General features: G+C 73.5%; 14 protein-coding genes. 6 read left to right on the forward strand and 8 right to left on the reverse strand.

What is annotated here, in order from left to right; translation table 11 throughout:
- Both TOK_RS16835 and dut read right to left on the reverse strand, forming a co-directional pair.
- Window positions 1-2229: DUF3710 domain-containing protein (locus TOK_RS16835; RefSeq protein ID WP_098958838.1), on the reverse strand; the 2229-nt coding region annotated here is incomplete at its 3' end.
- The gene (gene dut / locus TOK_RS16840) at window positions 2229-2726 is read right to left on the reverse strand and encodes a dUTP diphosphatase (protein ID WP_098959032.1); all 498 of its coding nucleotides are present in this window, start codon (window positions 2724-2726) and stop codon (window positions 2229-2231) included. The genes dut and TOK_RS16835, both read right to left, overlap by 1 nt.
- A 74-nt stretch (window positions 2727-2800) precedes the next feature.
- Here dut and TOK_RS16845 point away from each other — a divergent pair, with 74 nt between their 5' ends.
- Entirely contained in the window at window positions 2801-3286 is a 486-nt protein-coding gene (locus tag TOK_RS16845) for a DUF3093 domain-containing protein (RefSeq protein ID WP_098958839.1), read from the forward strand.
- An 82-nt stretch (window positions 3287-3368) separates the two neighbouring features.
- On the opposite strand, the gene TOK_RS16850 is transcribed toward TOK_RS16845, so the two are convergent.
- A complete protein-coding gene (locus TOK_RS16850) occupies window positions 3369-3671 on the reverse strand; it encodes a DUF4193 domain-containing protein (protein ID WP_098958840.1) in 303 nt (100 codons plus the stop codon).
- A gap of 352 nt (window positions 3672-4023) precedes the next feature.
- On the opposite strand from TOK_RS16850, the gene TOK_RS16855 reads away from it, so the two are divergent.
- Complete coding sequence (locus TOK_RS16855; RefSeq protein WP_098958841.1) at window positions 4024-5121, forward strand: phosphotransferase family protein; 1098 nt, start codon at window positions 4024-4026, stop codon at window positions 5119-5121.
- Entirely contained in the window at window positions 5121-5783 is a 663-nt protein-coding gene (gene cei, locus TOK_RS16860; protein ID WP_172457603.1) for an envelope integrity protein Cei, read from the forward strand. Before TOK_RS16855 ends, cei begins: the two co-directional genes overlap by 1 nt.
- Before the next feature lie 40 nt (window positions 5784-5823).
- Here cei and TOK_RS16865 read toward each other — a convergent pair whose 3' ends face one another.
- Window positions 5824-6684: an inositol monophosphatase family protein gene (locus TOK_RS16865; RefSeq protein ID WP_098958842.1), complete on the reverse strand. Its 861-nt coding sequence runs from the start codon at window positions 6682-6684 to the stop codon at window positions 5824-5826.
- Between the two features lie 422 nt (window positions 6685-7106).
- On the opposite strand from TOK_RS16865, the gene TOK_RS16870 reads away from it, so the two are divergent.
- From TOK_RS16870 to TOK_RS16875, 3 genes are all read left to right on the forward strand, one after another.
- Window positions 7107-8486, forward strand: a complete 1380-nt coding sequence (locus TOK_RS16870) for an RNA polymerase sigma factor (protein ID WP_098958843.1) — start codon at window positions 7107-7109, stop codon at window positions 8484-8486.
- Between the two features lie 94 nt (window positions 8487-8580).
- On the forward strand, window positions 8581-8991 hold the full coding sequence (locus TOK_RS32655; RefSeq protein ID WP_172457604.1) for a hypothetical protein: 411 nt from the start codon (window positions 8581-8583) through the stop codon (window positions 8989-8991).
- A 59-nt stretch (window positions 8992-9050) separates the two neighbouring features.
- The gene (locus tag TOK_RS16875) at window positions 9051-10373 is read left to right on the forward strand and encodes an aromatic acid exporter family protein (protein WP_172457605.1); all 1323 of its coding nucleotides are present in this window, start codon (window positions 9051-9053) and stop codon (window positions 10371-10373) included.
- A 52-nt stretch (window positions 10374-10425) separates the two neighbouring features.
- Here the strand turns inward: TOK_RS16875 and fmdA are convergent, their stop codons facing one another.
- The 4 genes from fmdA to TOK_RS16895 all read right to left on the reverse strand — a co-directional run bounded on the left by fmdA (window position 10426) and on the right by TOK_RS16895 (window position 13882).
- Window positions 10426-11679, reverse strand: coding sequence for a formamidase (fmdA, locus tag TOK_RS16880; RefSeq protein WP_098958845.1), 1254 nt, complete (start codon window positions 11677-11679; stop codon window positions 10426-10428).
- Window positions 11680-11754: 75 nt separating this feature from the next.
- Window positions 11755-12393, reverse strand: coding sequence for an AmiS/UreI family transporter (locus tag TOK_RS16885; protein ID WP_098958846.1), 639 nt, complete (start codon window positions 12391-12393; stop codon window positions 11755-11757).
- Window position 12394: 1 nt separating this feature from the next.
- Window positions 12395-12739, reverse strand: coding sequence for a zinc ribbon domain-containing protein (locus TOK_RS16890; RefSeq protein ID WP_253258427.1), 345 nt, complete (start codon window positions 12737-12739; stop codon window positions 12395-12397).
- A gap of 111 nt (window positions 12740-12850) precedes the next feature.
- Complete coding sequence (locus TOK_RS16895) at window positions 12851-13882, reverse strand: substrate-binding domain-containing protein (protein ID WP_098959037.1); 1032 nt, start codon at window positions 13880-13882, stop codon at window positions 12851-12853.
- Between the last annotated feature and the right edge of the window lie 37 nt (window positions 13883-13919).

Genomic DNA, 13919 nt, shown 5'->3' on the forward strand with positions numbered 1-13919 from the left:
CCGGTACCCGCCGGTCGGGTCGGGCGCACGATGCCCGCCGGTGCCGGCCGGGGCGCGGTGGCCGCCGGTCAGCTCGGCCGCCGGCGGTACGTCGCGGCGGACCGGGTCGATGCCGGCAGGCGGAGGACCGGCCGGGCGGCGGACGGGCCGGTGGTCGCGCGGGGCGAGCGCCCCGCTGTCGGCGGCGGGTCCCCCGCGGTGGGCCCCGGTGTCGGAGGGCCGGGGGTCGACCGGGCGCCGGAACGAGCCACCCTCGGCGTCGCGCCGGAACGAGCCACTGTCCGCCTCGCGGCGGTAGGCACCGCTGTCCGCGCCGTAGGCGCCGGTCTCGGAGCCCCGGGCGGGGAACCGGCCGGAGTCACCGGCGAAAGGCCGGTCGGCCGACGCGGCGGGCCTGGCGTCGCGCGGCACGGGGCCGCCGTCGCCGAGCGGGCGGCGTGGGGCTTCCGGGCGCCGGTCGTCCGGACGCGGGATCGCGGACCGGCCGGAGTCCGGACGGTCGGGGCCGGGCGCGTACGGGGAGCCGTCGGGGGCGAAGCCGGAGAAGTCGGGCCGGCCGCGGCCGTCGACCGGGCGGGCGTTGGACGGGGGTCCGTCGAACGCCCGGGCGTCGCCGCCACGGTCGGCGGCCGTGCCGTTGACACCCGTGCCGTTGACACCCGTGCCGTTCACACCGGAACCGTTGGTGCCGAAGGCGCCCACGGCCGGGCGGTAGGCGGCGGTGCCGTCGACGCCGTGGCTGCCGGTGCCGTTGACCGCACCGTTGACCGGGCCGCGAGGCGCCCCGGACCCGCTCACCCCGGTGCCGTTCACGCCGGTGCCGTCGACGCCGCCGGTGCCGTTGACGCCGGAGCCGTTCAGACCGGAGCCGTTCACACCGGACCCGTTGACACCCGAGCCGTTGACACCCGGCCCGTGACCGGAGGCGTTGACGCCGTTGGCCGGACCACCGTTGACGGAACCGCCGTTCACCGGGCCACCGTTGACGCGCCCGTTCACAGGCGCGCCGTTCATGCCACCCGGACGGCCGTCGACCGGCGGGCGGAACGCGGCGGCGCGACCGTCGAACGGGACCCGGTTCGGGCCGGTGCCCTCGGCAGCAGGGCGGCCTGCGGCGGCCGCGGGACGGCGGGCCGGGTCGATCGGGCGCGGACCCGCACCGGGGTGACCGGCCGGGCGACGGCCGGGCACACCCTGCGGCGGGCGCGGGGGGCCGATGCGGCGCTCGGGCGGGCGCGCCGGGGTGGGCCGCACGGGGATCGCCGTCGTCGGCAGATCGCGGGGTTCGGGCGTCTCGGCCACGACCTCGCCTGCTGCCTTCGCCTTCTCCGCGGCGGCGACCTGCGCGTCCTGCCGCAGCTTGAGGTCCTCGGGGAGCTCGAGAGGGAGGACCGTCCGGGGCGGGTACGGCAGCCGTCCGCGCACGACGACCATGCCGCGCAGCATCAGCCGCAGCGCGGCGTCGAGCTCGGCGGCGGAGGCCTGGGGGCCGGTGGCGACGCCGTAGACCATCCAGCGCGGCCCGTCGACGCCGACGAACACCGATCCGGCGACGTCGGTGTGCGCGTGCAGCTCGAGGCCCCACTCGCCGGAGGACTCGCGGACGGTGGCACCGCCGTCGCGCAGGGAGGCCTCGATCTCGGACGCGAGGGTGGGCCACAGCTCCTCGGAGCGGGGCGCGGCCAGCGCGCTGACCGACAGCTTGCCCTGCGGGATCAGGACGTGGACGGCCTGCATCGTGCCGGACGGCGGGACCGTGAGGTCGACGTCGCCGTCGGCGGGGACCGGGACGCGGAGGGCGCCGAAGTCGGTCAGGTCCGTGAGGATCGTGCGCGCCCATGCGGCATGGGCCGGGTCGTCGCGGAAGTCGTCGTCGACGTCCGCGCCGTTGTGGAGCCGCTCGTACTCCTTCGGGTCGACGTTGTCGTCGCCGCCGGCAGCGGGTACGGGTGCCTCGAGGTCCTCGACGTCGAACGGGCCGACCGCGTCGGGGTCGAACGTGCGGCGCCGCGGCTGCGGGTCGTCCTCGTAGTCGTCGTACTCCTCGTACCCGTCGTCGTACTCGTCGTACTCGCCGTACTCGTCGTCGTACCGGTCGTCGTCGGCGTACCGGTCCGTGCGGCCTCGTGCGCTCCGGTCCGGGGCGTCGCGGTCGTCGTACCCGTCGTCGTAGTCGTCGTCGGCTGCGGGAGCGGCGGAACGCAGCTGTGCGCGGTCGCGTCGTGCCACTACGCGATCTCCTCGATGGCGTGCTGGGACAGCCGGTCGTGGCCCCCGGTGGAGCCGTAGCCACCGGCTCCGCGTTCGGAGCCGGGCAGGACGTCGGTCTCGACGAACCTGACGTGTTCCACTCTCTGAACGACCAACTGGGCTATCCGGTCACCCTTTTCCAGGACGAGTTCGGTCCGGGGGTCGTGATTGATCAGACACACACGGATTTCGCCGCGGTATCCGGAGTCGATCGTGCCCGGCGTGTTGACGACCGAGAGCCCCGCCCGGGCGGCGAGCCCGGAACGTGGGTGGACGAACCCCGCGTAGCCCGGAGGCAGGGCGATCGCGACGCCGGTGCCCACCACCGCTCGTTCACCCGGGCCGAGGACCACGTCGGACGTGGTCACGAGGTCGGCCCCGGCGTCACCGGGGCGGGCGTAGGACGGGATCGGGACGTCGGCGTCGAGCCTGAGGAGCGCCACCGCGAGCGCCGGGCCGGCGAGCGGCTCGGGCAGTGGCGCGGCGGTTGGCTCGGGCTGGGGAGCGTCGAGGGAGCCGGGCACGACGGACGACGCTACCCTCGATCTCTGTGAGCGAGCACCCGTCACCCCCGGAGTCTGCGACGTCCGGCCGTGTTGCGTTCGACGAGCGGTTGTACGTCCCGGCGTGGTGGTACCTGGTCGCCGCGGGGATCGGTGTCCTGCTGGGCGCCGAGATCCACATGGGCTACCCGGGCGTGCGGTCGTGGATCGGATACGTGATTGCGATCCCGCTGCTGGTGGGAGCGCTGTTCTGGTTGGGGCGCACCCGTGTGCGTGTCGACGAGAAGTCCCTCACGATCGGCGACGAGACGATCCCGCGCAGCGCCATCGGGCGCACCGACACCGTCGACAAGCGGGACAAGCAGGTCGCGCTGGGCCCGCAGCTGGACCCGCAGGCGTTCCTGATGCACCGCGCGTGGGTCGGGCCGGTGGTCCGCATCGAGAACGTGGACCCGGCGATCGACGAGCCGTACTGGATCGTCAGCACCCGCGACCCCGCCGGGCTGCGGGCGGCACTCGCGCGCCGGGACTGACCACAGGGCCGGGGAACGCCGAAGGGCCCGGTTCCGCACCTCGTGGGTGCGGGCCCGGGCCCTCGTCGTCGTTCGTCCCCGGTCAGGCCGCGCAGTCGCGGCAGATGAACTGCGCGCCGCGGGTCTCCGCGAGCCGGCTGCGGTGGTGCACGAGGAAGCAGCTCGCGCACGTGAACTCGTCGGCCTGCTTGGGCAGCACCTTGACCGTGAGCTCCTCGCCCGACAGGTCCGCGCCCGGGAGCTCGAAGCTCTCCGCAGTGTCCGTCTCGTCGACATCGACCGCGGACGACTGCGCCTCGTTGCGGCGAGCCTTGAGCTCGTCGAGCGAGTCCTCGGCCATGTCGTCGCTCTCGTTGCGACGTGGAGCGTCGTAGTCGGTCGCCATCGTTCCCACCCTCAACTTCTGCACTGTGTCTTCGCCGTGCCGCGACAACGTCACGACCGCGGGGTTTGTGCCCGACCTCGACGTGATGCCGGTCTCAGTGCAGTGGCCGGGCCGCGGCACCGGTTGCTTCCGTGCGCGGCCGACGGCGCGGTACTGACTGTCCCCCCGGGGCCGAGAGGGTAGCCCAGGGCGCAAACGCGCGTCGCCCCACCCGAACTCTCACCCCCCGACGGGTGACGGGAATGACAACCGGCAGGTCACCGCCGGGTTGATGCGACCGCATCAGACAGGGGCGTGACACCCGTCGCGGGAGCGACGTGACGGACGCCTCGGGGCACTAGGGTCTGCGGTCGTGCCCGATCAGACCCTCGCCGGAGCCGCGACTCACTCGCCCCCGGGGGCCGACCCCGCTGCCGTCGGCCGCTGGCTCGCCACCGAGCTCGCCGACCCCGCCTGGCAGGAGTGCGTGCTCGCCCCGATCGGCGCCGGCCGCTCCAACCTGACCTACCGGGTCACGTCCGCCGCGGGAGCGGTCGTGCTGCGCCGCCCGCCCGTGGGCTCGGTCGCGGCGACGGCACACGACATGGGCCGCGAACGCACGGTCGTCGACGCACTCCGCGACACCGCGGTGCCGGTCCCCCGGATCCTTGCGCACAGCGACGGCGGCGCGCCCGTCGACGCCCCCTGCTACGTCATGGAGCTCGTCGACGGCGTGGTGCCGCTGGAGGAGCCGCCCGCGAGCTGGGCCGACACCCCGGCCGACCGCAGCCGCGCCGGCACCGCACTGGTGGACGTGCTGGTGGCGCTGCACGCCGTCGACCCCGACGCCGTCGGGCTGTCCGGGTTCGGCCGCCCCGAGGGCTTCATGTCGCGGCAGGTGCGGCGCTGGAACTCGCAATGGGAGTCGGCGCGTGAGAGCGGCCTGACGGTCGGCGCCGGGACCGAGTCGTCGCTCACGACGCTGTCGTCGCGCCTCGCCGGGGCGGTGCCCACCACGCAGCGGAACACGATCGTCCACGGCGACTACCGCATCGACAACTGTGTCTACGACGCGTCGGACGCCGGCCGGATCCGCGCGGTGCTCGACTGGGAGCTGTCGACGCTCGGCGATCCCCTCGCCGACCTCGGGCTGATGCTCGTCTACTGGTGCCAGGCCGACGAGCACCCCGTGTGGCGGGCGGCCCAGCACATCCCGTCGCCGACACGGCTGCCCGGCTTCCCGCTCCGCTCCGACATCGCGACCGCCTACGCCGCCGGCTCGGGCCTCGACCTGACGCCGCTGCCCTGGTACGCGGCGTTCGGTGCGTTCAAGCTGGCCGTCGTCCTGGCGGGCATCCTCGCCCGGGTCCGGGCGGGCGCGGTGCCCGCCGACATGGCCGAGGGGCTCGACGGGGCGGTCGACCCGCTCGTCGTCCTCGGCCACCACGTGCTCGACGAGGGGATCTCCTGATGGCATCCGGTGTGACGTCCCGGCCGCCTCGCCCGTACCAGCGACGCCGGCGTGGCCCGGTCGTGGTCCTGGTGTCGGTCCTCGCCGTCGTGGCACTGGTCACGTGGACGACGGTGCTGATCTCCTCGGCGGGCCGGTCCGGGGCGGCGTCGTGCCCGACAGCGGCGGCGGGGGCGGCCGGTGAGGTCGTCGAGGCGTCGACGCTCGACTCCACGACGCCCGCGGCCGCGTCGGCGGTCAAGGTGCGGGTCCTCAACGGCGGTGGACAGCGCGGGCAGGCCAACCTCGTCGCCGCGCAGCTGGGCGACCTCGGGTTCACCGAGGGCGCCGCACCCGACAACGACCCGCTCTTCCCGAACGGCGACCTCGAGTGCCGGGGCCAGATCCGGTTCGGCGCGAACGGCACCGCGGCCGCGGCGACGCTCGCGATCGTGCTGCCGTGCACCGAGCTGGTCCGCGACGCCCGCGCCGACGACTCCGTCGACTTCGCCGTCGGCACCACGTTCTCCGACGTCAAGCCGGGTCGCCCGGCACGTGACGTGCTCGACCAGCTCGCCAACCCTCCTGCGGACACCTCCGGTGCGGAGGGCGCCGCGGCGGGGCCGCCGCCCCCCGCCGTGGACCCGACCACGTTGCAGGAGGCGCGCGACGCGTCCTGCTGAGGCCCCGGCCGTCCGTGGGCCGGGTGCCTCGGTCCGTGTCTCAGACCTCGGCGGCGCCGTGCTCGCGGGCCAGCGCGGCCAGGGCGTCGGCGACACCGGGAGTGGCGACGAGGATCGCCTCGGCGCCGAGACCGTCGTCGGCCGCGGTCGCACCGGGCGGGCCGGGCACCCGGACCACGGCGCCCGCCTCGGCCGCGATCAGCCCGGACGCTGCCCAGTCGTACCAGCTCAGCCCGTGTTCGACGTACCCGTCGAGCCAGCCCGTCGCGACCGAGCAGACGTCGAGCGCGGAGGAGCCCGCCCGCCGGATGTCACGTACCCGCGGCAGCATGCCGGCCACCATCCGCGCCTGCCTCGCGCGGCGCTCGGCGCGGTAGGAGAAGCCCGTCGCCACCAGTGACTGTGCGAGGTCGGTCTCGACGGTGACCGACAGCGGGCGTCCGTCGAGCGTCGCTCCCCGGCCGCGGGCGGCGCTCCAGGTGCGGCCGGAGACCGGGTCGACGACGACGCCTGCGAGGCTCTCGCCGCCGAGGACGGCGGCCACGGAGATCGAGTAGGCGGGCAGGCCGTAGAGGTAGTTGACGGTGCCGTCGATGGGGTCGACGACCCAGCGGGCGCGCGCGGCGTCGCCGCCGTCCTCCTCGCCGAACACGTGCTCGCCGGGGCGCAGCTGCGCCAGCCGGGCCCGGATGAGCGCCTCGACGGCCTCGTCGGCCGCGGTCACCACGTCGGTCGGTGACGACTTGGTGCGCACCGCTCCCTCGACGTCGCCGCCCTCGGGCAGCCGCGGCGGCGGGAGCGACCTCAGGTGTTCGGCGGCCTCGTGCGCCACCTGCTCGGCGACGGCGCGCAACACCGCGGGATCGTCGGAAAGGGGTGCCGGCTCCACTCGGTCGTGCATGGGCTCATCCGATCACACGCGCCGCGGCCTCCCGCAGGTGCCGCCAGGCCGATCACGGCCGTCCGCCGCAGGTCGGGCAGCTGTCCGGCGGACGCGGCGTGTCGTCACCGGTCCGGTGCAGCCGCCGTCGCCGGGGTCACGGATCCCCTTGTGGGAGGCGGTTTTCCGGTCTCCCGGGGCCGCCGGCGCGGGTGCTGCGGCGGGCCTGCGGGGCGGTCCCACGCCACGCGACCCATGCGACGTGCGAACTCTCGGCGCCGAGGTAGTTACAATGACGCGGTACCCCGCCCCACGAGGCCGGCCGAACACCAATTCACGGCGGTCCGCGGCGCAGCGAGGTCATCGATCAGTCCCGACATCTCGAATGCCGGATCATCCGTGTCTCCGGCGAACAGCAGAGCGCACGCAGCGAGAGGGCCTAGGTGGCAGCCGCAGACTCCGCAACCCGCACCGACACGACCGTCGACGAGGCGGTGGCGTCGGCTCCGACCCGCCGGCGCAAGCCGGCCGCGACGGGAGCGCCGAAGAAGACCGCGACGAAGACGACGCGCGCCCGGGCCGGGTCGGCTGCGAAGCCGACCACCAAGAAGGACGGCGACGGCGACGACGCGGAGCTCGACGGCGCACCCGAGGCCGGTGAGCTCGAGGAGGTCGAGCTCGACGACCTCGAGGTCGACGACGAGCCCGAGACCGCCACGGCGGACTCGGACGACTCCGATGACGACGACGATGACGACGAGGAAGAGGAGCCGACCAACACCGGCGCCAATCGTCGTGCCCCGACGACCCGCAGCTCGCAGCAGAAGCAGTCGGGCGACTTCGTCTGGGACGAGGAGGAGTCGGAGGCGCTGCGGCAGGCCCGTAAGGATGCCGAGCTCACCGCCTCCGCCGACTCGGTCCGCGCGTACCTGAAGCAGATCGGCAAGGTCGCGCTGCTCAACGCCGAGGAGGAGGTCGAGCTCGCCAAGCGCATCGAGGCCGGCCTCTACGCGGCGGAGCGGCTGCGCCGGGCCATCGAGGCCGGCGAGAAGGTCTCCCCGCAGCTGCGGCGTGACCTGCGCTGGATCGTCCGCGACGGTGAGCGCGCCAAGAACCATCTGCTCGAGGCGAACCTCCGCCTCGTCGTCAGCCTGGCCAAGCGCTACACCGGCCGTGGCATGGCGTTCCTGGACCTGATCCAGGAGGGCAACCTGGGCCTGATCCGTGCGGTCGAGAAGTTCGACTACACCAAGGGCTACAAGTTCTCGACGTACGCGACGTGGTGGATCCGTCAGGCCATCACCCGCGCGATGGCCGACCAGGCCCGCACCATCCGTATCCCGGTGCACATGGTCGAGGTCATCAACAAGCTCGGTCGTATACAGCGTGAGCTGCTCCAGGACCTCGGCCGCGAGCCGACGCCCGAGGAGCTCGCCAAGGAAATGGACATCACCCCGGAGAAGGTGCTGGAGATCCAGCAGTACGCCCGGGAGCCCATTTCGCTCGACCAGACGATCGGCGACGAGGGCGACTCGCAGCTCGGTGACTTCATCGAGGACTCCGAGGCCGTCGTGGCGGTCGACGCGGTGAGCTTCACGCTGCTGCAGGACCAGCTCCAGTCGGTGCTGGCGACGTTGTCGGAGCGCGAGGCGGGTGTCGTGCGGCTGCGGTTCGGCCTCACCGACGGCCAGCCCCGCACGCTCGACGAGATCGGCCAGGTCTATGGCGTGACCCGCGAGCGGATCCGCCAGATCGAGTCGAAGACGATGTCGAAGCTGCGGCACCCGTCGCGGTCCCAGGTCCTGCGGGACTACCTGGACTGAGTCGGGCAGAATTCCGACGAGGGCCCTGGGCAGCGGCGACGCTGCCCAGGGCCCTCTCGCGTCACCGGCAGCGAACGAGGGGTGGCGGTACGCCGTGTTGTCGTCGCAGGACCGGCCCGGTGTTCCCGCAGGCGTCCCTACCCCCGGCCTCGTCCTCGTGCGGCGGGCCGGCTCGGGCGACGAGCTCGTCGCCGGAGCGAACCGGACGATGTGCTGCCTCCGGTCGACGGTCCGCGGCGCCCGGGCCGTGGTCTATCGCTCGGGGCGCGACCAGGGGATCGTCGGCGTCGTCGACTTCACGTCGGACGCGGTGGCGCGGGCGGACCGCGGCTGGGAGGCCGCCGGGGTGTTCCGGCCGGTCGAGCGGCCGCTGTCGCGGGCCGCGCTGCTGGACGACCCCGTCCTCGGTCCCGTCTTCGCGCACCTGCAGAGCCGGCGCCGGCTGCCGGAGGACGTCGGTCGCACGCTCCGCGAGCTGCTGCCCGTCCGACGGTGCCGCGGCTGAACGACAGCCGGAGCTTGCAGGTGGTCCCCTGCGGGCCGGGCGAGCGGCAGGATGGGCCGGTGACTCGCGCGGTGCGCACGGCGGTTCGGGCACTTCGGCGCTTCCTGGCCGACCTGCGCCGCCGGGTCCGGGAGCGCGGCCGGACCGCGCTGCTGCGGGCGTTGCGCATCAGCGGGGCGACGGTCGCGGCGTTCGTCGCCGCCGAGCTCCTGGGCCTGAGCAACCCGCCGCCGCTCGTCGCCGCGCTGACCGCGTTGCTGGTGGTGCAAGCGACGCTGGCTGCCACCCTGGTCAACGGGGTGCAGCGCGTCCTGAGCGTCGTGGCGGGCGTCGCGCTGGCGGTCGTGGTCGTCTCGATGGTCGGGCTGACCTGGTGGAGCCTGGGCGCCATCGTCGCGACCTCGATCGTCGTGGGACAGATCCTGCGGCTGGGGCCGCACCTGCTCGAGGTCCCGATCAGTGCGATGCTCGTGCTCGGCGTCGGGTACACGACCGGCGCGGAGGCCGTCGGTGCCGGTCGAGTCGTGGAGACGCTCATCGGGGCGGCGGTCGGCGTCCTGGTCAACGTCACGTTCCCGCCCGCCGTGCAGACCCGCAACGTCGGGCGCGCCGTGGAACGGTTCGCCGCGGGGATCGCGGACCTGCTCGACGACGCCGCCGCGGCGATGAACCGCGCCATGGTGGAGCAGGCGGACGCGGCCCGCTGGCTCGACGACGCGCGTCGGCTCAACCGGCACGCCCCGCAGCTCGACGCGGCGCTCGCCGAGGCCGAGGAGAGCCGGCGGCTCAACGTCCGCGCCCTCGGGGTGCCGGTGGCAGGGCGTGGCCTGCGCGAGGGTCTCGACGTGCTCGAGCACGCCTCGGTGTCGATGCGGGCGCTGTTCCGCGCGGTGTACGACTCGACCGTGGAGCGGACCGGCCTGGAGGACCCCGTCTACGCGGCGCAGGTGCGGGCCGCCGCCGCAGGCCTGCTGGGGGATCTCGCCGCCGTCGTGCGCGGGTTCGGCCGGTCGATCCGCGCCGAGATCGAGATCGCCGCCGATCCGCGGGAGGCCGAGCTGTCCCGCGCGCTGGACCAGCTCCGGCGCCGCCGCGCCGCCGTGGTAGACCTGCTGATCGCCGACCCGCGCGGGCGCAACGGGCTCTGGGAGCTCAACTCCGCGTTGCTCACGACGACCGACCGGGCGCTCGACGAGCTCGACGCCGCCGGGCGCGCACGGCGGCAGGCCGCTGGCGACCCGGCGCGCCGCCGCGCCGTGCAGGCGGTGGACCGGTTGCGCGCGACGACCCGTCACCTCGCCGAGCGCGCGGAGCGCGCCGGCCGCCTCGCGGCCCGCCGGGATCCGGCACCCGGGCCGGAGCCGGACCGCACCCACGACTGACCGGCCCCCTCCTCCCGCACGGGCTGCGGCGGAGGGGGCCGGTCCGTCGGAGTCAGAAGCTGGCCTTCGGGACCCCCATGCCCGGGTCGATCTGGTGCGGGCCGTTCTTGCCGGGCCGCACGTCGAAGTCGAAGATCGCCGTCGGGATGTAGACGGTCGAGCACGAGTTCGGGATGTCGACGACGCCGGAGAGCCGGCCCTCGATCGGCGCCGCGCCCAGGATCATGTAGGCCTGGATGGGGCTGTAGCCGAAGTTCGTGAGGTAGTCGATCGCGTGCAGGCAGGCCCGCTGGTAGGACAGGTGCGAGTCGAGGTAGCGCTGCTCGCCGTCGAGGGTCACCGAGGTCCCGGAGAAGGCGAGCCACTGGCTGTACTGCGGGTCGGTGTTGCCCGGCATGAAGATCGCGTTCTCGGAGACTCCGTAGGTCTCCATGCCGCCCTTGATGACGTCGACGTGCAGGTCCATGAACCCGCCCATCTCGATCGCCCCGCAGAACGTGATCTCGCCGTCGCCCTGGGAGAAGTGCAGGTCGCCCATCGACAGGTTGCCGCCGTCGACGAAGACCGGGTAGAAGACGCGCGTCCCCTTGGTGAGGTTCTTGATGTCCTGGTTTCCGCCGTTCTCGCGCGGCGGGGCGGTGCGGGCGGCCTCGGCGGCGGCGCGGTCGAAGTCGGCACCCGACAGACTGCCGAGGATCGCCGAGTCCGGCAGCGGCGGCAGGGCCAGCGGCGGGACACGGTCCGGGTTCGTGTCGATCAGGGCCTGCTCGCGGGCGTTCCACTTGGCGAGCAGGTCCTTCGACGGGGCGGTGCCCATCAGGCCGGGGTGCACGATGCCGGTGAAGGAGACGCCGGGGACGTGGCGCGACGTCGCTGTGCCGCCGTTGAAGTCCCAGATGACCTTGTACGCGTCGGGGAACTGCTCGGTGAGGAAGCCGCCGCCGTTCTCGGTGGCGAAGACGCCGGTGTAGCCCCAGCCCTGGCCGGCCAGCGGACCGGAGTCCTCCTGCGGGATCGGGCCGACGTCGAGGATGTCGACGATCAGCAGGTCGCCGGGCTTGACGCCCTCCACCGCGATCGGCCCGCTGAGCACGTGCACGCCTGCCAGCGGGGCGTTGAGGATGTCGTCGGCGGAGTCGTCGTTGACGATCGCACCGTCGAACCACTCGCGGCAGTGGACGCGGAACGAGTCGCCGGGCTTGACGTGGACCTGCGCGGGGATGTCCGGGTGCCAGCGGTTGTGACCGATCTTCTCCTGGTCGGTGAACTTCTTGGTCGAATCGAGCGGGAACACGACCTCGGGCATGGATGTCTCCAGGGTTGAGGACTGACGGGTGTGCGAACGAGGGCGGGACCGGACCGCGCGTGTCGGGCCGGGGGATCAGACCGCTGCGGCGGTCCGGTCGGTCGTGACGGGGGCCGCGTCGCCACGGGGACGCAGCGGGAACCAGAGTGCGGCGAAGACGACGATGCCGACGGCGGCGAAGATCGTCGCGATCAGGCCGGCGTTGCTGCCGCCCCAGAACCCGAGGAGCAGGAGCGCGGCGGGCACGGCGCCGGTGACCCAGCCCTGGACCGCGGCGACACCGCCGGTGTAGCGCCCGAGGCCTTCGCGGCCACGCCCCAGCAGCAGGAAGAACAGCAGCCAGAGGAACGCCCAGTAGAGCCAGATGACGCCGAACACGGGATCGCCGAGCCGGAAGAAGTTGGCCAGCGAATAGGCGACGGCCGCGACGGCGACGAACAGCGAGAAGTAGCCGAGGCCGGTGCCGTCGAGGTTCATCAACAGGTTGAACGCGACGTAGAGGTAGGTGAAGCCGAACAGGTACAGACCGGATGCGTTGAGGATCTGGTCGGCGTTCCCGTTGGCGGTGAAGATCAGGTAGGTCGGGGTGATGACCTGCAGCACCCCGACGAAGATGTTGAGCGGGGCCGCGGAGCGACCGTCCACCCAGCCCAGGAGCATCGCGCCGTTGACGAACAGGACGGCGCCCACGTAGATCAGACCGACGGCGCCCATGTCACGGCCTCGGCAGTCGGCGCAGGGCCGGGTTCGGCGGGGCGATCGGGGTACGCCGCGACGCCGGTCGCGGTGGGGGCGCGCCGACGACCGCGGGGGTGTCGGCGGTGGCGCGGGTCCGGTCGATCAGGGCGAGGGCGCTGCGCGATCCCGTGGCGAGCATGGGGGCGGTGAACTGCCGTGCCGAGGCCGTCGTGCATCCAGGACACGGCGCCGTGTCGGGGGCGGTGCCGATGGGGGCGGTCAGGTCGAAGGCACCGTGCGCACTACAGCGATAGCGGTAGAGGGCCACGAGCACTCCTTCCACGTCGTTGTGGATTCCCGGGACCGACGTGATGCCGATCACCGGAAACAATTTCCTAGGAAACTACGGCGTGTGACAGGGGCTGTCAACGGCCTGCCCGACGCGGGCCGTCCCCTCGCAGAGAAGACCTGGTGAGGTGGCACCCGGAGCTGCTCAGAGCTCCTGGATGACGTCCCAGCGCAGGCCGTCGGCGACCGCCAGGAACACCCGCTGTTTCAAGTGGCGGTCACGCACGACGACCGTCCCGCGCGGGCTCTCGTAGGCCAGCCCCTCCGACACCGACGTCACCGACCCGACCTCGGCCGAGTGCGCACGCCGGATCAGCGCCGAGAGCAGCCGGACGCCCTCGTAACAGGACTCCCCCAGGCTGTTGAGCACCGGGGCGTCGGGCCCGAACCGGCTGAAGTAGGCCGCGGCGAAGTCCAGCCCCGGTGTCGTCGCCAGCTCCTCGAAGTAGCCCGCCGACGTCAGCAGCCCACGGGTGTTGGACGCCCCCGAGGCGAGCAGCACGTTCTCGTCGATCAGCGAGCTGAACCGCAGGATGTCGCGGTCCATCCCGCGCCCGCTGAACTGGCGGTTGAAGCACACCGCGTCGTCGCCGATCAGCAGCATCAGGACGGCCTCGCAGCCGCTCTCCTCGATCCGCGCGAGCGGTCCCGAGAAGTCCGTCGTCCCCAGCGGGACGTACATCTCGGCGCAGGCCGTGCCGCCGATCGCCCGCAGGTACTCCTTGGCGATGTGTGCCGACCGGCGCGGCCAGATGTAGTCGTCTCCGACGATCGCCCAGCGCCGCACCCCGACCGTGCCTGCGAACCAGTCGAGCGTCGGACCCAGCTGCAGGTCCGGCGTCTCGCCGGTGAGGAAGACCCCGGGACGGTGCTCGCCGCCTTCGTAGAGGGCCGTGTAGGCGTAGGGGACGCGCCCGCCGATCCGCGGCGCCACCGCCTCCCGCACCGCCGAGATGTGCCAGCCCGTCACGGCTTCGACGGCACCGGCCCGGATCAGCGCGTCGACCTCGGTGGCCACCTCGTCGGGGGCCCGGCCGCCGTCGACCGGCAGCAGCCGCAGCTCACGGCCGAGGATGCCGCCCTCGGCGTTGATCTCGGCCGCCGCCAGGTCGGCGCAGCTCTCGCAGGACGGCCCGAAGATGCCGGCCGGCCCCTGCAGCGGGACGACCAGCGCCATGGTGAGGACGTCGGTCCCGCCGGCCGGCGGGACCGTC

The sequence above is a fragment of the Pseudonocardia sp. N23 genome, assembly GCF_002583555.1.
In the GTDB taxonomy this organism is placed as follows: domain Bacteria; phylum Actinomycetota; class Actinomycetes; order Mycobacteriales; family Pseudonocardiaceae; genus Pseudonocardia.